Origin of the sequence: Paenibacillus canaveralius (assembly GCF_047238265.1) — a bacterium.
GTDB lineage: Bacteria > Bacillota > Bacilli > Paenibacillales > NBRC-103111 > Paenibacillus_F.
Genome location: NZ_JBDFMM010000001.1, coordinates 1,591,209 through 1,610,767 on the forward strand (window position 1 = coordinate 1,591,209; position 19,559 = coordinate 1,610,767).

The 19,559-nt window shown below is 54.4% G+C and carries 22 protein-coding genes; 10 read left to right on the forward strand and 12 right to left on the reverse strand.

Going from position 1 to position 19,559, the window contains the following annotated elements:
- Window positions 1–190: 190 nt before the first annotated feature.
- The 3 genes from ABC395_RS07370 to ABC395_RS07380 form a co-directional block, all read right to left on the reverse strand.
- The gene (locus ABC395_RS07370) at window positions 191–379 is read right to left on the reverse strand and encodes a hypothetical protein (RefSeq protein WP_042230884.1); all 189 of its coding nucleotides are present in this window, start codon (window positions 377–379) and stop codon (window positions 191–193) included.
- A gap of 160 nt (window positions 380–539) precedes the next feature.
- Window positions 540–1,376: a TerC family protein gene (locus tag ABC395_RS07375; RefSeq protein ID WP_413001941.1), complete on the reverse strand. Its 837-nt coding sequence runs from the start codon at window positions 1,374–1,376 to the stop codon at window positions 540–542.
- Window positions 1,377–1,701: 325 nt separating this feature from the next.
- Complete coding sequence (locus ABC395_RS07380; RefSeq protein WP_413001942.1) at window positions 1,702–1,944, reverse strand: hypothetical protein; 243 nt, start codon at window positions 1,942–1,944, stop codon at window positions 1,702–1,704.
- Between the two features lie 267 nt (window positions 1,945–2,211).
- Between ABC395_RS07380 and ABC395_RS07385 the strand changes: the two genes are divergently transcribed.
- Together ABC395_RS07385 and ABC395_RS07390 are read left to right on the forward strand one after the other, a co-directional pair.
- Window positions 2,212–2,928, forward strand: coding sequence for a class I SAM-dependent methyltransferase (locus tag ABC395_RS07385; protein WP_413001944.1), 717 nt, complete (start codon window positions 2,212–2,214; stop codon window positions 2,926–2,928).
- Window positions 2,929–3,016: 88 nt separating this feature from the next.
- A complete protein-coding gene (locus tag ABC395_RS07390; protein ID WP_009675016.1) occupies window positions 3,017–3,214 on the forward strand; it encodes a cold shock domain-containing protein in 198 nt (65 codons plus the stop codon).
- Between the two features lie 110 nt (window positions 3,215–3,324).
- On the opposite strand, the gene ABC395_RS07395 is transcribed toward ABC395_RS07390, so the two are convergent.
- A complete protein-coding gene (locus ABC395_RS07395; protein WP_413001946.1) occupies window positions 3,325–3,954 on the reverse strand; it encodes a TetR/AcrR family transcriptional regulator in 630 nt (209 codons plus the stop codon).
- 260 nt (window positions 3,955–4,214) lie between these two features.
- Here ABC395_RS07395 and ABC395_RS07400 point away from each other — a divergent pair, with 260 nt between their 5' ends.
- Window positions 4,215–6,458, forward strand: coding sequence for an MMPL family transporter (locus ABC395_RS07400; protein WP_413001948.1), 2,244 nt, complete (start codon window positions 4,215–4,217; stop codon window positions 6,456–6,458).
- A 212-nt stretch (window positions 6,459–6,670) separates the two neighbouring features.
- Here the strand turns inward: ABC395_RS07400 and ABC395_RS07405 are convergent, their stop codons facing one another.
- The 7 genes from ABC395_RS07405 to ABC395_RS07435 form a co-directional block, all read right to left on the reverse strand.
- Window positions 6,671–7,492, reverse strand: coding sequence for a GNAT family N-acetyltransferase (locus ABC395_RS07405; RefSeq protein WP_413001950.1), 822 nt, complete (start codon window positions 7,490–7,492; stop codon window positions 6,671–6,673).
- A 157-nt stretch (window positions 7,493–7,649) separates the two neighbouring features.
- Window positions 7,650–8,297, reverse strand: coding sequence for a nitroreductase family protein (locus ABC395_RS07410; protein ID WP_413001952.1), 648 nt, complete (start codon window positions 8,295–8,297; stop codon window positions 7,650–7,652).
- Window positions 8,298–8,439: 142 nt separating this feature from the next.
- Window positions 8,440–8,853: an efflux RND transporter periplasmic adaptor subunit gene (locus ABC395_RS07415; RefSeq protein WP_413001954.1), complete on the reverse strand. Its 414-nt coding sequence runs from the start codon at window positions 8,851–8,853 to the stop codon at window positions 8,440–8,442.
- On the reverse strand, window positions 8,825–9,535 hold the full coding sequence (locus ABC395_RS07420) for an efflux RND transporter periplasmic adaptor subunit (protein ID WP_413001956.1): 711 nt from the start codon (window positions 9,533–9,535) through the stop codon (window positions 8,825–8,827). Before ABC395_RS07420 ends, ABC395_RS07415 begins: the two co-directional genes overlap by 29 nt.
- 17 nt (window positions 9,536–9,552) lie before the next feature.
- Window positions 9,553–10,950 carry an ABC transporter permease gene (locus ABC395_RS07425; RefSeq protein ID WP_413001958.1) on the reverse strand — a complete coding sequence of 466 codons (1,398 nt, stop codon included), beginning with the start codon at window positions 10,948–10,950 and terminating at the stop codon, window positions 9,553–9,555.
- Window positions 10,947–11,729: an ABC transporter ATP-binding protein gene (locus tag ABC395_RS07430; protein ID WP_413001959.1), complete on the reverse strand. Its 783-nt coding sequence runs from the start codon at window positions 11,727–11,729 to the stop codon at window positions 10,947–10,949. Before ABC395_RS07430 ends, ABC395_RS07425 begins: the two co-directional genes overlap by 4 nt.
- On the reverse strand, window positions 11,722–12,915 hold the full coding sequence (locus ABC395_RS07435) for an MFS transporter (protein ID WP_413001961.1): 1,194 nt from the start codon (window positions 12,913–12,915) through the stop codon (window positions 11,722–11,724). The genes ABC395_RS07430 and ABC395_RS07435 overlap by 8 nt, the downstream gene beginning before the upstream one ends.
- Before the next feature lie 417 nt (window positions 12,916–13,332).
- Between ABC395_RS07435 and ABC395_RS07440 the strand changes: the two genes are divergently transcribed.
- The 4 genes from ABC395_RS07440 to pfkA all read left to right on the forward strand — a co-directional run bounded on the left by ABC395_RS07440 (window position 13,333) and on the right by pfkA (window position 16,527).
- A complete protein-coding gene (locus tag ABC395_RS07440; protein WP_413001963.1) occupies window positions 13,333–13,647 on the forward strand; it encodes a hypothetical protein in 315 nt (104 codons plus the stop codon).
- Between the two features lie 176 nt (window positions 13,648–13,823).
- The gene (locus ABC395_RS07445; RefSeq protein WP_413001965.1) at window positions 13,824–14,453 is read left to right on the forward strand and encodes a hypothetical protein; all 630 of its coding nucleotides are present in this window, start codon (window positions 13,824–13,826) and stop codon (window positions 14,451–14,453) included.
- Window positions 14,454–14,490: 37 nt separating this feature from the next.
- Window positions 14,491–15,516: a tetraprenyl-beta-curcumene synthase family protein gene (locus tag ABC395_RS07450; RefSeq protein ID WP_413006700.1), complete on the forward strand. Its 1,026-nt coding sequence runs from the start codon at window positions 14,491–14,493 to the stop codon at window positions 15,514–15,516.
- 42 nt (window positions 15,517–15,558) lie between these two features.
- A complete protein-coding gene (gene pfkA, locus ABC395_RS07455) occupies window positions 15,559–16,527 on the forward strand; it encodes a 6-phosphofructokinase (RefSeq protein WP_413001967.1) in 969 nt (322 codons plus the stop codon).
- 155 nt (window positions 16,528–16,682) lie between these two features.
- On the opposite strand, the gene ABC395_RS07460 is transcribed toward pfkA, so the two are convergent.
- Window positions 16,683–17,639: a D-2-hydroxyacid dehydrogenase gene (locus ABC395_RS07460; protein WP_413001968.1), complete on the reverse strand. Its 957-nt coding sequence runs from the start codon at window positions 17,637–17,639 to the stop codon at window positions 16,683–16,685.
- Between the two features lie 212 nt (window positions 17,640–17,851).
- On the opposite strand from ABC395_RS07460, the gene ABC395_RS07465 reads away from it, so the two are divergent.
- Genes ABC395_RS07465 through ABC395_RS07475 form a run of 3 tightly spaced genes read left to right on the forward strand, consistent with a single transcriptional unit; the run spans window position 17,852 to window position 19,554 of the window.
- Window positions 17,852–18,070 (forward strand): DUF3906 family protein, encoded by a 219-nt coding sequence (locus ABC395_RS07465; RefSeq protein ID WP_009675021.1) that lies wholly within the window; start codon window positions 17,852–17,854, stop codon window positions 18,068–18,070.
- 18 nt (window positions 18,071–18,088) lie between these two features.
- On the forward strand, window positions 18,089–18,631 hold the full coding sequence (locus tag ABC395_RS07470) for an NADPH-dependent FMN reductase (protein ID WP_413001971.1): 543 nt from the start codon (window positions 18,089–18,091) through the stop codon (window positions 18,629–18,631).
- A 26-nt stretch (window positions 18,632–18,657) separates the two neighbouring features.
- Window positions 18,658–19,554: an aldo/keto reductase gene (locus tag ABC395_RS07475; RefSeq protein WP_413001973.1), complete on the forward strand. Its 897-nt coding sequence runs from the start codon at window positions 18,658–18,660 to the stop codon at window positions 19,552–19,554.
- The last annotated feature ends 5 nt before the right edge of the window (window positions 19,555–19,559 follow it).

The window sequence follows — 19,559 nt, forward strand, 5'->3', positions numbered from 1 at the left end:
GCCGCTGCCGGGAACCAGCGTGGACGCGAGCAATCCGGCCATAAGGGCGATCGGTAAGAGGCGCATACGGTTTCACGCTCCCCAGACGGATTTTCCCAGTGGACTTTTCGGGAATCCCGTCTAGTATGACCGATCGGAAGATTAATTATCATTATAGGGGAATGCGTTTGCGAAGTAAATTCGCCCGCGTTTACCCCGCCATTCCTAACTTGAAGAGAGATACGACCACCAGCGAAAAAGAGCAGACCACCAGAATCAGCGCGAAAATGGCCATCGGCCTGCGCAGCTGTTCCGGTATGCGGTTGCGGGAGTACAGCACAAGCAGTGCGAAAGCGAAACCCGCGATGATAAAGAGAAGTGCATCATTTGAAATTCCCAAAATACGTTCACCTCTTGCCATTAAGCATTTTTACTAGTATGTCATACAACTTCGCCTCATGCGGCCGATTTCCCTCTTTTCCGGCTGACGCGCAAAACCCGCCAGCCTTTCAGCGGAAAGGGGCGGGTCCGGTAGTTTCTCGGTATACGGAAACGGGTTGTCAGCCGGCGGATTTAACGGACTTCGGATCGTTATCCGGTCCCACCTTGACGAAGACGAGACGGCCGCTCGGGTCCGACTGTACGGTGAACCGGTCTTCCGGTGCAATGTTGGCTTGGTGGCCCACATGCTTGGGAAGGGTAAGCTGGCCGCGGTCGTTGATTTTAACGGAGTATCCCGACATTTTCACGACGTAACCGGTCACGAGCACCCCGACGATAACAACGGCGATAAAGAGCCATTTTACAAGCGGATTAGCGGAGAAATAATCGTGCATGATGAATTTTTCTTCCGTCAGCATTTTGGCAGCGGTATAGGCGAGCACACCGGAGCCGATGTACATGACGATCGGAAACCGGTCGACGACCTTGATGAAGATCGTGCTTCCCCAGACGACGATCGGCACGCTGACCAACAGTCCGATAATGACGAGACCGATATGCCCGTGAGCCGCACCCGCGATCGCGATCACATTGTCGATGCCCATTGCCGCGTCGGCCGCGATAATGGTAGTGATCGCAGCTCCGACTGTATTTTTAGCCGCGATATTGTCATGATCGCTTTTATCCGTGAGGAGCTTGAGCGCGATCCAGACGAGCAGCAGACCGCCGACGAAGAGCAGTCCGGGAATTTGAAGCAGATACACAACGAGGACGGTCGCGATTACGCGGATACCGACCGCACCTGCAGTCCCCCAAAGGATGACCCGCTTCTGCAGGTTCTTCGGTACGTTTTTGGCGGCCATCCCGATGACGATGGCGTTGTCTCCCGCCAACACCAAGTCGATGATAATGATGTTGAGCAGGGTTAGTAAGGATGCTGTTGAGAACCAGTCCATGATAGTGAGTTCACTCCTTCATCTTGAAATAGGGTTTGCAAGTCAGGGACTTCTAATTCGGCAGCAGCCTACAAAAAAAATGCCTTACCGAATTAACCGGTAAAGGCATTTTTCTCCAGCGAAGAAGAAAAGACCTTTACCAGCGTGCTGGCAAAGGTCTTGCTAACAACTCACGTTGCCAATAAAGCCGGGGCTGTTGTTATCCAACCCGAACTGACGACTTTACTGTAGAAGCTACTCCCCTTTGACTGTCCCGTACATTTAGTTTTCTGTGCTCAGTATACCGCGCCTGCCGCAAAAACGTCAAGACATTTGTTCGCCTGATTCAGACGTTGCGGAAAGCTTCCATCATGGCGTCATATTCTTCATCGGTTCCTTCGAAACGCTCCCGCGGGAATCTATCCTGAGCCCACTGCATCAAGGCCGGCCGGCTGAGAAAAGTATGGGTGTCTTCACCCCATTGATCCGAAATTTCCCTGGCGACAAGCCGGGAACCGTTCACTTCGACCGTAACCATATTCCATTTGTCTCTTTTGAAGATGATATGTTTTTTTATCACGTGTGACATGAGAATTCTCCTTTAATCTGGTTTGAAGGATGAGGGACGAATATAAAGGTAAGAATGCCCCAACCGCTTGCATCTTACTTTAGCATAAGGAATTGAAAATTTCACTAGCCTAAACCGGGCGGAGATGCTACAATACTTTCAATCTTTATGGAAAAAGATGGATGGGGCATACAGAGAGCCGCCGCCACTTGTCCGTAAAGCGCCGTCCACAGGGGACGGCAAATCAGGTTAGCCGAGATGAGCCGAGAAGAGGAGAGTGCAGTTGAGATGAAGACAAAACGCTTTTATGACCAGACGGGTGTCGCTATGACATGCCGCAATTTTGAGGAATACGTCCGTATGTTCGATCTGGAGCCCGGAAAGCTGAGGGGCAAGCGCGTGCTGGATACCGGCGCCGGCGCTTCGGCGTTTACGGTGGAGGCATCCCGCAGGGGAATCAACGCCTGCGCGGCAGATCCCCTGTATGCAATGGAGCCTTCGGAAATCGAAGGGCTGGGCCTGGAGGAGATCGACCGGTTTATTGCCAAGCTGACGGAGAGAAGGCACATGTACAAGTGGGATTTCTACGGGGACCCGGAGCTTCTGAAGGAACTGCGCAATCGATCATTCGCGGATTTCGCCGCCGATTACGCAAACCCGGTTTCCCGCGAAGAGAGATATACGGCGGCTTCGCTGCCGGAGCTTCCTCACCCGGAAGGGGAGTTCGATCTTGTGCTGTGCAGCCACTTCCTGTTTCTGTACGGGGAGCAGTTCAGCCCGGAATTTCACCTCCAGGCGATGAAAGAACTGCTGAGGGTTTGTAAACCGGGCGGAGAAGTGCGGATATATCCGCTGCTGACGTTCGGCGGAGAGCCGTATCCTCAGCTTCCCGCACTGCTGGAAGAGCTCGCCGCAGAGGGCGTCACCGCCGAATATAGGCCGACGCGGCTCGCTTTTATCCCGGGTTCGAAGGACTACTTGACTTTGCACAAAGTTGCAGATTGACGCCTTTCTGGCAGTTGAACTGGCAGACAAAGGATGATATAATATCGATATTCGCCATAGATGGCGATACATTTAGGAGGTTGTTCACTTGAAAGGTACAGTTAAATGGTTTAACGCAGAGAAGGGCTATGGCTTCATCCAAGTAGAAGGCGGCGAAGACGTATTCGTTCATTTTTCCGCTATTCAAGGCGATGGATTCAAAACTCTTGACGAAGGCCAAGAAGTAGAATTCGAGATCACGGATGGTAACCGCGGTCCTCAAGCAGCTAACGTCACCAAGTTATAAGATCCAGGGATAACCACCTTCTTATAAATAGTGTCATAGCAAACCAAGACAGCTCCCGATCGAAAGATTGGGAACTGTCTTTTTTGCGGTCTAAATTCGTACCTAACGGCTCATGACGGATCGGTTCCGATGCCGCTCCAGAGCATACCGACGATTTTATCGGCGGCGAGCCGCTTGTCGGGATAGGTAAACGTACCGTCAGGCTGTTTGCTGTGTCCGACCATAAGCAGGGCCATGTAAGAACGCGCCGCGAGCCAGGAATCCGCGGTGCCGATTTCGCCCTGTTCGGAGGCGTCTGCGAAGGCATCGGCCAGAGCTTCCAGAAGCTGATGCTCGGCTTTTCGCATATTTTCCGTCTGCTCCGGAGTAAGTACGGTTTCGATTTTGTTCATAAAGCCTTCGAAATCGAAGCTCGTCGTGGCTTGAAGATGATTATAGGTTACTTCCAGCAGCCGTTCCCGGAGAGGAAGAGGTTTCTGGAGAATTTTCAGCGTGGCCGCCCGCACCACATTCATAAGCCGGATCGTCGACTCGGTGAGGAGTACGGCTTTGGACGGAAAATAATAATAAACGGACGCCTTAGTGACGCCGCTCGCTTTTGCTATATCATCCATGGAAACGGCATCATATCCGCTGCGGATAAATTCGTGCATGGCTATTTGGAGAATCCGGTCGGAAACAGGGGCCGCCTGTTCGCTGGAACGGGGCCTTCCGGGAGGTTTTCGGGAAGTTGAAGACATAGGCAGTGATCCTTTCAAAACGGGAATCTGAGAAGCTCATTAAAAAGTATTATACCACAAACCGGGAAGTGATCTCCTTTAATGCGCCTTAAGGAATAGTCTAGCGGCTCTAAAAAACGGGGTAGAAGCGGGAACCGGAAAACTTTTGGTTGATTAATTAACTGACCAGTATATATAATTATAACGGACATGAAAGATTTCCGCTACAGGGAAGGTACTTAGGGCTTTTAAATATCCGGATAAAAGGAGAGAATGTGTCAATGAAATCATCGTCCTTAATGGAGGGAATGCTTTCCAAGGTGGCGGGTCCCAGAAGCAAGTGGGTTACGGTAGCGGTTTGGATCGTGCTGACCGTTCTGCTCAGCGTCCTGTGGCCAGGTGTCAACAGCCAGGAGAATAACGGGGCGGATCAGTTTCCGGCGGATTCGCTCTCCGTACAGGCCGCGGCGCTTGAGAAAGAGCAGTTTCCCGCAAACGGCGGCATACCGGCGCTGGTTGTCTTTTACCGGCAGGCGGGGCTGACCGAAGGAGATCTCGGGGCTTTGCAAAAAATAGCGGGCCAGCTGGCGGCATCGCCGCTTCCGGAACAGACTTCGGTGGCCCCTTTTGACAAAGTGCCGCTGCCGGCTTTGAAGCAGTCCGTGAGCAAGGACGGAACCACAATCGTGTTACCCGTCTCGTTTAAAGAAAAAACGGAGACCAAAGTGTTGAAAGAAAGCGCGGCAACACTCAAAGAGATAACGGCCTCCGTAACGGGAAGCGATCCTTTTGCCGTTAAAGATTTGAAAGGGGACGGCTTGATCGCGCGTATTACCGGTCCCGTCGGGATCTCCATGGATGCGAACGACTTGTTCAAAGGAGCGGATTTTTCGCTGCTGATGGCAACGGTCATTCTCGTGCTCGTACTGCTTATTCTGCTGTACCGGTCGCCGGTTATGGCAATCGTCCCGCTTGTCGGGGTTGCGTTCGCGTACGGCGTTATTTCCCCGATTCTCGGGAAGCTGGCGCAGCTTGGCTGGATCGTGGTGGACGCTCAGTCGATCTCCATCATGACGGTATTGCTTTTCGGGGCGGGAACGGACTATTGTCTGTTTTTTGCAACCCGTTACCGGACGGCGCTTCTGGAGCATGATAACAAGCATCTTGCCTTGAAAGAAGCGCTGCTCGGTTCGGGGGGCGCGATCGGCATGAGCGGGCTGACGGTTATCGTTTCGATGCTGGCGCTGCTTTTCGCCAAATACGGGGCCAATCACCGGTTTGCCATTCCGTTCAGTCTGGCGATATTTATTATGGCCGCAGCGAGCCTGACGCTCGTACCGGCGATTCTGGGCATACTCGGACGGAAATCTTTCTATCCTTTTGCTCCGCTGACGCCGGAACAGAGAGCCGCTAAGGAAGCGAAGCGCGGAAAACCCGTCCGCGGGCAGCGTGCCGTAGGCCGTATGAGCGAAATATTAGGGGATATGGTGACGCGGAAGCCGAAGACGATTCTGGCGGTAAGTCTGGTCGTACTGATTGTGCTGGCGGGTTTTTCGTCCCAGATCAAATATACGTTTAATCTGCTTTCTTCTTTTCCGGAGACGATGTCGTCCAGAGAAGGCTTCACGCTTCTCTCGGAACACTATTCCCCGGGCACTCTGGCTCCGGCCAAAGTAATGGTGGATACGGACGGGAAAAATGTGGACGCGGGAGCCAGACTGAAGGAGCTCTCTTTCGTGGACTCCGTCTCGGAGCCTGTAAAAGGAAAAACAAATCCTGACATCATCGCATACGATGTGCTGTTCAAGGATGATCCGTTCGAACTGGAATCGATTCATCACATTCCGGATCTTTACGCGGCGGCGGAAGCTTCCCTCAAAGATGCGGGAGTTACGGACACCGCTTCCCTTGTCCGAGTCTCGGGACAAACCGCCGAGCAGTACGATACCGAGAAAGTGACGAGCAAAGACACGAAGGTAGTCATACCGATTGTAATCGGAATTATCGCGCTGCTGCTCCTGGTTTATCTCCGCTCGCTCGTAGCGATGGTGTATCTGATGGCGACGGTCCTGTTGTCTTACTTCTCGGCTCTTGGAGCCGGCTGGCTTATTTTGCACACGTTCTTCGGTACCGAAGCGATTCAGGGACTGATTCCGCTTTATGCGTTCGTGTTCCTTGTCGCTTTGGGTGAAGACTACAATATTTTCATGGTATCGGGTATCTGGAAAGCAAGCAAAACGCATAAGCTGAAAGAAGCGATCCGGATAGGCGTCAGCTCGACCAGCAGCGTGATCACTTCGGCGGGACTGATTCTCGCAGGTACGTTTGCGGTTCTGTCCGTGCTGCCGATTCAAGTACTCGTGCAGTTCGGCGTCATTTGTGCGGTCGGCGTTCTGCTGGACACGTTTATCGTCCGTCCGTTTCTTGTGCCGACGATTACGCTTCTGCTCGGCAGAGCGGCCTTCTGGCCGGGCAAGCCTGGAATGGCGGCAGACGAGCGGAGCGGCATGCGGCCGGGTAATTGACACAAAAAAGAGAGCAGCGGCTTTAGCCGATCTGCTCTCTTTTTTTGTGCCGAGCGAGACCCGCCGCCGAGCGGGACCCGCCGCCGAGCGGGACCCGCCGCCGAGCGGGACCCGCCGCCGAGCGGGACCCGCCGCCGAGCGGGACCCGCCGCCGAGCGAGACCCGCCGCCGAGCGAGACCCGCCGCCGAGCGAGACCCGCCGCCGAGCGAGGCTACTCGCCCAGAGCGCTCCAGACGGCGCGCGTATAGGCGAGCCTCATTCCGGCACGCTCCATGTTGTTCTGGCTCACGCTGCCGAAGGAGGCCTGAGCGGCCGTGAGGCGGCAGCCCCGTTTGGCAGCCTCATGCATGCGCACCTGAAGCATGGCGCTGTGCAGGCCGCGGCTTCTGTGCTGCGGTACTGTCGCGGCCAGGGTGAAGGAGGCGATATCGCCGTCGATGTGCATCACGCTGACTCCGGCGGGCTCATCGTTCACGTAGCCCACGTACACATGCCATCCCGGCCGGTTAAGCAGCACGATGTTGTTATCGATAAAATGCTGCTTCGCGCTTACATCCATTCCCGTCCCCACGCAGTGCAGTTCCCCGTAAAGGTCGAACCGGTCGGCCGACGTTATCGGTTCGATGCGGATGTGAGGCGGAAGTACGGGAGCGATAGGCTCAGGCAGGCCGTACATATAAGCATGAAAGCCTTCCTGATAAAAGCCTTGCCGTGCCAGAGCGTAAGTAACGGACTTATCCGTCTTGCCGGGAGTGAGTTCAAACGTGCAGGAACGGCCGTATTCCGCGTAAAAATGAAGAATCTTTCCGAGCTCTCCGACATCTTCGGGGCCCAGGCCTCTGACGGTGTTAAACAAGGGCCAGGGCATCCCCTCCGTGCAAACCGCGCTTGTCTGTCCGAACCGCGCCGTATGAACGCCCATCGGATTGCCTTCGCGGCTGCCGATAGCTTCTATGCGCGAGGTCCAGAAGGCGGTTTCCGCCTGTTCCAGACGTTTTGCAAGTTCTGCTGTAAGTACGGGTAATTGTGCCATAATGACCGCCTCCGGTAGTTCGTTAACATAGAATTAAATGTAAAAACCGAAAAGAAAAGCCGAAAAGAAAAACCGAAAAACAAAAGGCCGAAAAGAAAGCCTCCCGGTTTCCGGCTTGGAAAGGGAGGCTTTAAAGGTTTTGCTGCGCCGGGTCCGGTCAGCTGATAATTTCGAGAATCTCGTCCACTTCTTTACGGGCCAGCTTGCCCGGACGCTCCTGGGGATGACCGAGAGCGATGACCATATTGACCTGCGCTTCCTGCGGGATCGGGAGAAGCTCGCGCAGCCTGTGCTGGGCAAGGAGGACCGGCCCTGTCATGGGACAAGTCGCCAAGCCGCGCGCATGAGCCGCCAGCATCAGGTTCTGGGCCGCGAGGCAGGAACTTTTGATTCCCTCTTCATCCCATACGGAGTTTTCGACAAGTCCGATCGGATCGAAAATACGCGCACGGAATTTGGACTCATAAGGAGTGGCCAGGCAAATAATGAGCACGGGCGCGCCCGAGAACGCGGTCGCATACGGTCCGAAAGATTTGACGAGAAGGCGGCTTTCGCGGGCCAGCCCGCGTTCTTCGGCAGCGGCTGCCCGTTTGTGAAGTTCTTCCCATGTTACGTCTTCGATGGTTTTGATGAGTTCACCGTTCATGACGGCAATAAATTTCCATGTTTGTGAGTTGGTATCGCTCGGTGCGAATCTGGCGCAGTCAATCAGTTCGCGTACGTCCTCCACCGAGACAGGGTCTTGCGTGAATTTCCGGACGCTCCGTCTTTCGAGCACGATGGATTTGAAATCTTCATAGTTCATGCGTACAGTCCCTACTTTCCGCTGGTTCCTGGATACTGTCCTTAAGACTTGGTACTAATATCTTCTCCTAATTATAGTCCAAATCCGGAAGTTTGCATAGGGAGAGCCGATGATGGACAGGCGTTCCGTTCCGTCCGCATTGTTATTGAAGGACGACGGTGTCTCCTTCGTTCAAGCCGCTGACCACTTCGGTTTTATCGGCGGTTTCCATGCCGATCGCAATTTCTTTGCGCTCCACGCCGCCCGGAGTTTCAAGCATAACGAAATGTTTGTCTTTATCGCGCTGTACGGCAAGGGTAGGAACGACAAGTGCGTCTGCCTTGCGGGCCGTTTCGATGGTTCCCGTCAAACTGAGGCCCGCGATAAGCCGGTCGTTGGGTTCCAAAGAGACGATAACCTCAAACTGGGCTGTCGCCGAGGCGGCAGCTTCCGTTCCCGTTTTGGCGAATTTGGACACTTGCTTGACTTTACCTTTCAGCGGAACGTCGGGGAGGGCGTCGATCTTGACCACAACGGGCATATCCGGCTTAATTTGGAAAACATCGAATTCTCCCACATAGCAGAGCAGACTCCAGCTTGGACAAATCGACAATTTTGCCGATCCGGTTATTGGCTTGAAGCGCCTGCGGAATTTTAGAAGAATCCTCGAAAAGGAAAATACCGCTTTCCGGTGCTTTAAAATTCGCTTTGGCAAGCATCTTTTGTTTTTCACTCAACTGGGTCTGGGCCGTCTCGCGGTTCATGGTATTAAGCTGTGCCTGGATTTTGGCGCTTTCGGCATCGACATAGCGTTTCTTGGCATCCGCTTCCGACATGCCGCCCGATTCGCCGGAACCTGCGGGAGCTTCGGCGGAGCGTTCCTGGAATTTGGCGAGCTGCGATTCCAGGTCTTGTTTTCTCAGATTGGCCTGCATCTGAACGATTTCGGCATCGATTGCCGCACTGTCGAGAATGAAAAGAGAGTCGCCCTTTTTGACCTGGGCGCCGTCGGTTACATTCCACTTTACGATATCCCCGCTAAACGGGGCGTGCACCCAGGTTTCTTTTTCATAAGACGATTTGCCCTTCACTTCAATAGAGCCGATCAGTTCTTCACGGGTGACTTTAAAAGACAGGGGATTGTTCATCGCCATATCGGCGGGATCGGGCCCTGTTTGAGGATGGCTTTTTATGTATAAGAACACGCTGATTCCTATGACGACAACCGCCGCCGCCACTGCCCACACTTTTTTCTTCATCGTTACCGTTTTCACTCCTATTCGCGTTTGATTGCCGTAAGGGCGTCGGTTTTGGACGCTTTGACTGCTGGATATATCCCCGAGAGAACCCCGGTCATAATGGCAAAGAAGAGACCGACGGGAAGAATCCACGTGGAGATGAATAAGATCTGGGTGTCGTCGCCCGCAGAATTTTTGCCCATCATGAAGGTCAGGGCGTTAATGCCCCAGACGACCCAGTAGGACAGCATAATGCCGAGAATTCCGCCCAGCAGCCCCAGAAGCGCCGACTCTACGATGAACATATTCCGGATCTGCCTCAGGTTCGCTCCGAGCACCTTCATGATGCCGATCTGCCGTCGTCTCTGGTACGTGGACATCGTCATGGCAACTACAATGGAAATGGAGGCGATGAACAGGACGAACAGCCCGACGCCGAGAAAGACGACCCGGATGATCACGAATTCTCCCTGCATTCTTTCTTCCTGGTGAAGATTGTTCTGGGTATTCAGCCGGAGCTTCTGAATCTGTTTGTCGACGGTTTGTATCTGGCTCGAATTGTCGACTTTGACCAGTACCTCCGAGTAAGATTCGCCTGAGCCCATCCGCTTGGCGGTTTCGCTGTCCGGCGGTGCGGAAGCTTTGACGGCTTCGCGGATTTGTTTGGCCAAAGCATGGGATATGTATCCTTTTTTGTCATACATCACCATGTTATTGGGCATACTTTCCCCTTTTTTCAAGACGCCTGCGACCCGCACGGGAATTTGTGCCTGAGCTTTGCCAGCCGAAGCGCCAGGGTGTTCCATGGTGAGCGTAATTTTTTTCTGGTAAAGGGATGTCGGAATTTTATCGAATTCGCGGAACGTTTCCCAGACGGACGGATCGTTCTGATTCGCCCGCATTTGACGCTCCCGGTTTTTCATGGTTTCTTCGTCGAGAAGTCCCATGGTGGCGCCGGGGCTCAAAATAATCGTGTTTTCGATATCGGAGGGACCGCCCTGCTGGAACTCGTGTCCGAACTTTTCGAGCGTATCCAAGTCCGTGGCGACCAGCTCGAAATTGCCGATTTTGCCGTCGTCGACCTTAAAGAAGAAGTGTCCGACCTGCTGAAAACTGGCGACGGCTTTGACGTGCGGCAGCGTGCGGATCAGATCGAGCTTCTGATTTGTAATGGAACCGGCTGCGGATCCGGATTTGTCCGGAGCGGAGTCTCCTGACCCCTGTTCCTGACTTTGGTCGCTCCTGATCGTAATCTCATCGGTTTTCAGGTACGCTTTCATCTGCTGCTCGCTGTAATGGGAAGCCGATTCCCCTACGGCCAGGGCGACGACGATAGCGGCGGACCCGATAGAGATTCCGAGCGCGCACAGAGCGGTGACGACCTTCCGCCGTTTGAGCTGGTCCCAGCCCAGCCCCATGTAATCGCGTATCTTCATGGCCGCTCACCTCCGGCTGGCTCTGAACGGAATGCGGTACCCTCTGTGAGCGCCTCAGGAGCTTCACCGGCCAGTGCCGCCGCCGTTTCTTCTTCGCCGTGCAGATAATCGCTGTCTTCGACTAGCCGGCCGTCTTTCAGTTGAATGACCCGCTGTGTTCTGGCCGCCACTTCGCGTTCATGCGTGACGATAATGAACGTAAGCTGAAGCGTGCGGTTTAATTCGAGCAGCAGGTCGATGATCTCCTTCTCGGTTTTGGTGTCCAGATTCCCCGTAGGCTCGTCCGCAAAGACGACGGGAGGCCGGGTGATCAGCGAACGCGCAATCGATACGCGCTGCTGCTGTCCGCCGGACAGTTGGGAAGGGAAGAGTTCCGTCTTCTCCGCCAGTCCGACCTGCGTAAGCAGACTCATGGCGCGCTCGCGCCGCTCGCCGGGCCTGACGCTTTGAAAGACGAGCGGAAGCTCGACGTTCTCCCGGACGGTCAAATGGGAGATGAGCTCATAGGATTGAAAAATAAATCCGATATGATGGCGCCGGAATTCGGCGAGCTTGTTTTCGCTCATGCGCTCGATCGGCTGGCCGGCGATGAGAATGCTGCCCTCCGTCGGCTTCATAAGTCCCGCCATCAGGTTGAGCAGCGTGGATTTACCGGAGCCGGAGCTTCCGAGTAGGGCTACGATTTCTCCTTTGTTCACGGTAAAATTGATGTCTTTCAACACCTGGGACTGTTCCGTACCGCTTTGAAAGGTATGCGAAAGCCCGCTTACCTCAAGCATGCGAATCCTCCTTTTTCGTTGAAATAGCAGTTAATCTGGCTTCCAGCGCGTTCAAACGGGCATGGAACACGAGGAATCCGGCCGCAGCCGCAACGGCAAGGCCCGATCCGATTCCGTAGAGGACCGTGCTTCCGTAATCCGCATAGATCAGGCCGCCGAATCTTCCGCTGATGATTCCCGCAAGGCCGGACCACGTAACGGCGAAAATAGCCTGGCCGGACGCTCTGTACTCATCCGGGATGATCTGGGCGAGATAGCGCAGCGCCGTGACGAAGAAAATGCCGAAGGTCACGCTGTGCATAGTCTGCGCAAGCAGAACCCAGCCGGTATGATCCGACAGGCTGACGATCAGGAAGCGGATGGCGTACATAAACCCGGCAATGGCCAGAAGCGGCAGCTCTTTGTATCGGTTCCCATATTTGCCCAGCAGAAAAAACACCGGAATTTCGCTTAGCGACGAAACCATCATCGCCGTACCGACCGTCATGTCCGAGGCTCCCAGCTCTCGCAGATGCAGAGCCAGAAAGCCGTCATTGATCCGATGCGAAATCGACATGATAAGGACGAGCAGGAGGAAAATCAGCAGCCGGGGCGAACCGATCACTTTTCCCATGCCCTTAAAGTCCATTTTGCTGTAAGCAACCCGTGTATCGACCAGGCCGAGGGTGAAAATCAGCCCGATGACAATAACCGCTATACTAATAGACGAAGTAAGGCCGATATTAGTTTCTTTTATAAGGAGCCCGAAAAAAAGCGCCGAGAAAGCGAAGCCGATGGAGCCGAATATCCGGAAGGAGGAATAGCTCTTTCCCGTCTGGCTGGCGTGCAGCAGAAGCTGGCTGTCATTCAGGGATTGGGCGGGCTGCTGGAAGAAGTAAAATCCCGCCATCAGGGCGTAAAGAACGGTAAAGGAATCGGTTCCGAACATGGAGACGACGAAAACAAGCTGACCCACGTACAGGGTGATCATAATCGGCTTGATTTTTTGCAGCCGGTCGCTTGCGAATCCCCAGACGAGGTTGGCGAAGATGCTGACCATCGGTCCGATGGAGTACAGCAGTCCGATCTCGGCTTTGGAATAGCCCCGCGAATCGAAATAAAGCGGGAAGAACGAGGCGATAACGGCCATCATCATATAATAGGAAAACGTAAATCCGCGAAGGACGAAATCATTTTGTTTTTTCAACGCATCCACCTGCTTCATTGTTCTGTAAAAAACAGAGGACGCCTTAGGGGCGTCCCGTATTCTCTCCATTCAGTATACGGACGCCGGAGGCGGAGGCGCAATTGAGCATTCGATCGTTATCGGCAGTGGCAAGGAGAATAGGGGCGGCTGCTTAGGCCGGTTGCTCATATATGAACAAATCCGGTGGCATAGCCCCGAAAAAAGCCGTTAAGAACGGTACCATAGCCGAAAGACTCCTATCACCGTCCGGATCCATGACAAAAGTCATATCCGGTATAACCGGGTTGGAGTAGGATGCGGGTAACGGCAGGGCGCAAATTACCGTTAACTTGTAGTGGAAAGGTCACGGTGCCTCGTGATACATTAGAACTTAAGATTATCAGACAACGCGCCGGATTAAGCTGAAGGGGGTGCCTTGTGACCTGCCGTTTTATTTTTGACGAGCGATTGGGAATAGCGGTCCCCGAGTTCGATAAGGAGTGGGAAGAGTATTCTCTGGAGGAAAGAGAAACTATTCTGCTTGAATGGGAACAAATACGCGGAACGATCCCGGACCGGATCAAGCAGCTTGAAGGGCAAATTATCGCCAAACAGAACAGGCTGAACATCGAGGACGATTTTCCGGCTTCATGTACGCTTAATTCGCAGATCGCCGATCTGGCCAGTGCCATTAACGATCTGCATCTCTGGTTCCGGACGAATCAGGAAGTGGAAAGCAAGATACACGGTTAACGGCAGAGGGTTCCTTCCGGTGATTTTCTCTCTGCACGGATATGCACGGGATCTTGCCGCTTCAAGACGGCGGTAGGAGACAAGGTGTAAATGCTCCGTAATTCTGGTAAGATAGAAAGAAAAATTGAGATTGGATCTGAAGCGCCAGGTCTGAGCCGCAGGAAGGAGTGCTCGAGGTGCCAACAGAAAATGAGAAGCCGTCGTGGATCAGACTGATCGCCAAACCTCTGCTCGGAAGACAGCCTTCGCTGTACCCGATCGAAGAATGGGATTCGCTGATCGATGTCCGGATCGACAAACTTCAGGTTTCCGCTTTAAGCGGAGACAATCCAGATAAAGAACCTTATGCACTGGCGCTAAAATCGGGACTCTATCTGTTAAATGAGAGTCTTGACAACAGTCATGAAATTTCCCAGTCCATTACAAATGAAACCGGAAGCTATTGGCACGGGCTGATGCACCGGATGGAAGGCGACTACAGCAACGCGAAGTATTGGCTGCAGGACGCGGGCAACCATCCGATTCATACCGACCTGGTCAACGAGGTCCGGTCCTTTCTGGACCGCCAGCCGGGGCTGCGGGCGTTAGAGCATGAAGCGATGAAAGCGAAGATTGACGTTCTTGTTACTTCTCCGGAATGGAATTCCTCCGTATTTGCGGATGCCGTCGAGCTTCAGGTTACCCTGCTGCAGAATCCCGACATCGAAGCCTGGCTCACCCATATCCAATACCTGGAATTCAAACTGCTGCTTGCTTACTGCTATCGCCAGTGTGATGGAGGAGAACTCGTTGAACTTGCCGAATAAACCATCTTTAAACGTTCCCCGGGGGCCTTTGGGCCTGATGTACCGGGTGTACAAATATGTTCTTCCGGGCGTTAAACGGGAATTGGAGGGCTGGCGCCGCGAAGCCGAGCGGATTCCGGACGAGGAACTGCGGACGCAGGCGATTGCCAGCATGACATCCAAACAGTTTCACTGCCAGGGCGGCGCCATTTATGCGGTAATCAATTTGCCAATGAGGCAGGTGCTCATTTCACTGATTGTCGCGTTCCAGACCATCAGCGATTATCTGGATAACTTATGCGACCGCAGCACTTCGCTGGACCCGCAGGATTTCAGGATGCTGCATCAATCCATGCTGGATGCGGTTGACCCGGCGGCTCCCATTCACGATTATTATGCCTACCGCCTTGAGAAAGAAGACAACGGCTATCTGGTCAAACTCGTGCAGACCTGCCAGCAAAGGATCGCCGAGCTTCCTTCCTACGGGCTGGCGGCCGATGCGGTCCGTTCGCTTGTGGGGCTGTATTGCGATTTGCAGGTATACAAGCACATTTCCCCCGAATTACGCGAACAAGCTCTGCTGGACTGGTGGTCCGGACACAGCGCGAACTACCCGGATTTGACTTGGAACGAGTTTTCGGCAGCCACCGGATCGACGCTCGGCATGTTTATGCTGTTCGCGGCGGCTTCCGACCGCAATCTGGACCGGCAGCGGGTGGATGGGATCAAAAGCGCCTATTTTCCTTACGTATGCGGACTTCATATTCTGCTTGATTATCTCATCGACCAGGAAGAAGACCGTGTCGGCGGAGATTTGAATTTCTGCTTTTACTACGGGGATATGGATGAAACGATCCGGCGGATCGCTTATGTGGCCGAACAGGCCAAGGAAGGCACTTCGAAGCTGGAAGACGCCGCGTTCCACCGGATGGTTATCGAAGGGCTGCTTGCCCTTTATTTGTCCGATCCTAAAGTGAAAGACCAGCCGGTCGTCCGGCAAATTTCCCGGAATTTGATGAAAGACAGTACGATCAGCCGATTGTTTTTCTGGATAAACAGCCTTGTGATCCGCAAAACGTCCTGATCTCTCATTATATTGCTCATAGATAAGCAAGGAGGAACTTTAATGACAGCAGTTAAATCCATCGCAGTTCTTACAAGCGGCGGCGACTCCCAAGGGATGAACGCAGCCGTACGCGCCGTCGTGCGCAGCGCCCTTTATCACGGTGTGAAGGTATTCGGTGTCCAGCGCGGCTACCAGGGGCTGATTAATAACGACATAACGGAAATGGACCTCAGAAGCGTAGGAGACATTATCCAGCGCGGAGGAACGATTCTGCAGACGGCCCGTTCCAAAGAATTCATGACGCCGGAAGGTCAGCAGCTCGGGGCGGAAAATCTCCGCAAGAGAGGCATCGACGGTCTGATCGTTATCGGCGGAGACGGTTCTTATCAAGGGGCGAACAAGCTGAGCAAGCTTGGAATCAAAACGATGGGTCTTCCGGGAACCATCGACAATGACATTGCGTTCACCGACTTCACTATCGGATTCGACACGGCTGTAAGCATCGTCGTAGACGCGATTAACAAGCTGCGCGATACGATGACTTCGCATGAGCGCTCTTCGGTGGTCGAAGTCATGGGCCGCCACTGCGGCGAAATCGCCCTGTACGCGGGCCTCGCGAGCGGCGCCGAGACTATCCTTGTGCCCGAAGTGCCTCACGACTGCCAGGAAATCGCGAAGCGGATGAGCGATAACTTCGCCCACGGCAAGCGTCACAGCATTATTCTCGTTGCGGAAGGCGCCGGCAAAGGCGACGATATCGCACGCCAGATCATGGAGCATAACGGCATCGATGCCCGCGTAACCGTCCTCGGCCACATTCAGCGCGGCGGAACGCCGACCCATACGGACCGTATTCTGGCAAGCCGCCTCGGAGACTTCGCCGTACGCAGACTTATCGAAGGCGATTCCGGCAAATCCTGCGGCGTGATCAAGGGCGAGCTCGTCGCGACGGATATCGATCTTGTCGTGAACACGAAACGTCCGTTCAACATGGAGCTTTACAACCTTGCGCTCCGCCTGTCGCAGTAATCCGGCGATGCAGATGACCGGCGTGCCGGGACGTCTCCTTATACAAAAGCCTTCCTTCTCCGGTGCCCTGAGGGCATATGGGGAAGGAAGGCTTTTTGTGATGAATGCGGCCCTAATGCCGTCCTATCCGGCAGAGATCCGGTGCAAAACCGCGATTAATAGCCGTGGCCCGGATCGATCCGGTTGATCAGCGGCTTATTTTCGATGAAAAGGCGGATGTTCGGAAATAAGATTTCCGCACAGCGCTCCACATATTTCGGCGTGTTTCCCGCGATATGAGGCGTGACGGCAACCTGCTCCATCTCCCAGAGCGGGGAATCCGCGGGAAGAGGTTCCTCCCGGAACACGTCCAGCGCGGCGCCGGCAAGTGTTCCCTGCCGCAGCGATTCGATCAGGGCCGTTTCGTCGATTACGCTGCCGCGGGCCATATTGACGAGAAACGCCGACGGCTTCATGAGGGCCAGTTCTCCGGCCCCGATCAGGTTTTCCGTCTCGGCGGTGGCGGGAACGATGACGACGACGAAATCGGATTCGCGGAGAAGAGACTGAAGTCCGCCCCGTCCTTTTCTCACTTCATCGAAATGGTCCCTGTCCCGGCCGGATCGGCTGTAGCCGATAACCTTCATGTCGAAAGCCTTCGCCTTGCGGGCTACCTCGGAACCGATCGCTCCCGTGCCGATAACGCCCAGCGTCTGGCCGTGAAGCTCTCCGGTACGAATCCGGTGGTCCCACTCCTTGTTCTTCCGGTTTTCCAGGAGTGTGTGCGTCCGGCGGACAAAATCGAGCATGACCGACAGCGCATATTCGCTCATTTGGATAGAGTGGACACCGCTCATGTTGGTGACCTGGATGCCTTTCGCTTCCAGCTTCTGCAGGGGCAGCTTGTCGACACCGGCCGAGAGGGTCTGGAACCAGCGCAGCTTGGGCATTTGAGGGAGCCAGTCGTCTTGAAAAGCTCCGGAAGTGAGAAGAATGTCCGTGGAAGCGAGTCTGTCGCCCGCTTCTTCGGCAGTCGGAAACTGCTCCAGAGAGACGGCATTCTTCAGATCTTCGGGCAGATGCTCTTGCAAATACGTCAAGTCCATTTTGGTTATGGCCGTTATGTTCAGCATAGGCGGTCAGCTCCTTTCCTTTATTTTAAACAAAACAGGTGGAGAAGAAAACCAAAGAGAGCCGGAAGAGAGCCGAAAGAGAGCCGAAAGAGAGCCGAAAGAGAGCCGAAAGAGAGTCGGGGCCCATCTAGGCAAATCCTTGACAATTTGGTAACATAAAGGGAATCTTGCAGAGATGCCGAGTTAATCGGTGGGAGAAGGAGGGTATAAAGGTGTTCCTATACAAAGTAGAGCTGGAGCTCAAAGAAAGCCTGGCTTATCTAATTGTTGTGGCCGAAACGGACGCGAAAGCGTTCGATGCGGTAGAAGGTCATCTTGTCCGCCATTTCACAGTGGCGCCTGAAGTCGTGCAGACGACGATCATTGAGAAGAAACGGGTTGGAAACGGCGCGGGGTATGTGATCGAATCCGCCGTCGAGAGTCCGGTTTAAGAAGAGGGGGAGCGTAAAATGAAAATCGTAATTATTAGCGGCAGCAATCGTGAAGGGGCGAGCACGACGTTATTAAGCGCCTATGTCGGGCAGGTATTGACGGAAAAAGGGGCGGAAGTGACCCTGGTCGACCTGTACAAACAGCCTGTCCCGCTCTACAGCCCGGATCCGAGCGTAGTCGAGGACGAGAATCTCGTACATATGAAAAAAGCGGTTATGGAAGCGGATGGCATCGTTCTGGCTACGCCGGAATACCACGGAGCCATGAGCGGTGTGCTGAAAAACGCGCTTGACCACATGGACGCCCAATACGTGGACGGCAAAGTCGTGCTTTCGATGAGTTCCGCGGGCGGAGCGGTCGGAGTCAGCTCGCTTCAGCAGCTCCAGACGGTTGTACGCAACCTTCACGGCATTAACTGTCCCGAATGGATTTCCATCGGGGGTGCGGGCCGGGCGTTTAACGGGCAGGGCGAGCCTGAAACGATCCAAATCCGCGAGCGTATTCTCAGGACGGTCACTTACTTCCTGTCCATGACGGAGACTTTCCGTAAATCCGTTTAAGATTGAAAGGAGAGTCAGACACCGGAATGGAAAATAGAGTTTTGGGCCGGACTGGCCTGCAGGTAAGCCCGCTGGGATTCGGAGGCGCCGAAATCGGGTTCCAGGGCATTGAGCTGAGAACGGTCGAAAAGCTGCTGGGCGATGCCTTGGACGCGGGTCTTACCGTCATCGATACCGGAGAGTGCTACAAAGATTCCGAGGAATTGATCGGAAAAGCCGTCTCGCACAGACGGTCCGAATTCAGCCTGTTTACAAAAATCGGCCACGGGGCCGGTTTTCAAGAAGACGACTGGGATTTGAAGATGCTTGAAAAAAGCATCGACCGCAGCCTGAAGCGGTTGAATACCGACTATGTGGACCTGCTCCAGCTTCACAGCTGCCCGGAGGAGATTTTGCGCCGGGGAGAAGTGATCGAGCTTCTGCAGAAATTCAAGCAGCAGGGGAAGACGCGCTTTATCGGCTGCAGCGGAGACGGGCAGGCCGCGCTCTACGCCGTGCGGACGGGGTTGTTCGACACGCTCCAGACGTCGCTCAGCATAGCGGATCAGGAGGCGATCGAGCTGACGATTCCGGAAGCCCGGCAGCGGGAGATGGGCGTCATCGCGAAGAGGCCCCTTGCTAACGCCGCCTGGCGGACGGGAGAGAAGCCTGCCGACAGCTATCACCACGAGTATTGGGAGCGCTTGAAGCAGCTGCGGTATCATTTTCTGAATGAAGCCGTGCCCGAAGCCATCGCTTATGCGCTCCGGTTTACCCTCTCGGTGCCCGGTGTCCATACGGCCATCGTGGGAACTACGCGTCCGGGACGATGGGAGGAGAATGCGGCATTCCTCTCCAGGGGGCCGCTTCCGATCGAAGCGATCGCCGAAATCAGGGGCCGCTGGCAGCAGGCATCCAAGGGGAACTGGCACGGCTTGCGCTGAACAGC

Coding starts and splice junctions, on each gene's coding strand:
- ABC395_RS07375 (WP_413001941.1), bottom strand. CDS start 1,376: ATGGACTGGTTCTCAACAGCATCCTTACTAACCCTGCTCAACATCATT.
- ABC395_RS07380 (WP_413001942.1), bottom strand. CDS start 1,944: ATGTCACACGTGATAAAAAAACATATCATCTTCAAAAGAGACAAATGG.
- ABC395_RS07385 (WP_413001944.1), top strand. CDS start 2,212: ATGAAGACAAAACGCTTTTATGACCAGACGGGTGTCGCTATGACATGC.
- ABC395_RS07395 (WP_413001946.1), bottom strand. CDS start 3,954: ATGTCTTCAACTTCCCGAAAACCTCCCGGAAGGCCCCGTTCCAGCGAA.
- ABC395_RS07400 (WP_413001948.1), top strand. CDS start 4,215: ATGAAATCATCGTCCTTAATGGAGGGAATGCTTTCCAAGGTGGCGGGT.
- ABC395_RS07405 (WP_413001950.1), bottom strand. CDS start 7,492: ATGGCACAATTACCCGTACTTACAGCAGAACTTGCAAAACGTCTGGAA.
- ABC395_RS07410 (WP_413001952.1), bottom strand. CDS start 8,297: ATGAACTATGAAGATTTCAAATCCATCGTGCTCGAAAGACGGAGCGTC.
- ABC395_RS07420 (WP_413001956.1), bottom strand. CDS start 9,535: ATGAAGAAAAAAGTGTGGGCAGTGGCGGCGGCGGTTGTCGTCATAGGA.
- ABC395_RS07425 (WP_413001958.1), bottom strand. CDS start 10,950: ATGAAGATACGCGATTACATGGGGCTGGGCTGGGACCAGCTCAAACGG.
- ABC395_RS07430 (WP_413001959.1), bottom strand. CDS start 11,729: ATGCTTGAGGTAAGCGGGCTTTCGCATACCTTTCAAAGCGGTACGGAA.
- ABC395_RS07450 (WP_413006700.1), top strand. CDS start 14,491: ATGTACCGGGTGTACAAATATGTTCTTCCGGGCGTTAAACGGGAATTG.
- pfkA (WP_413001967.1), top strand. CDS start 15,559: ATGACAGCAGTTAAATCCATCGCAGTTCTTACAAGCGGCGGCGACTCC.
- ABC395_RS07460 (WP_413001968.1), bottom strand. CDS start 17,639: ATGCTGAACATAACGGCCATAACCAAAATGGACTTGACGTATTTGCAA.
- ABC395_RS07470 (WP_413001971.1), top strand. CDS start 18,089: ATGAAAATCGTAATTATTAGCGGCAGCAATCGTGAAGGGGCGAGCACG.
- ABC395_RS07475 (WP_413001973.1), top strand. CDS start 18,658: ATGGAAAATAGAGTTTTGGGCCGGACTGGCCTGCAGGTAAGCCCGCTG.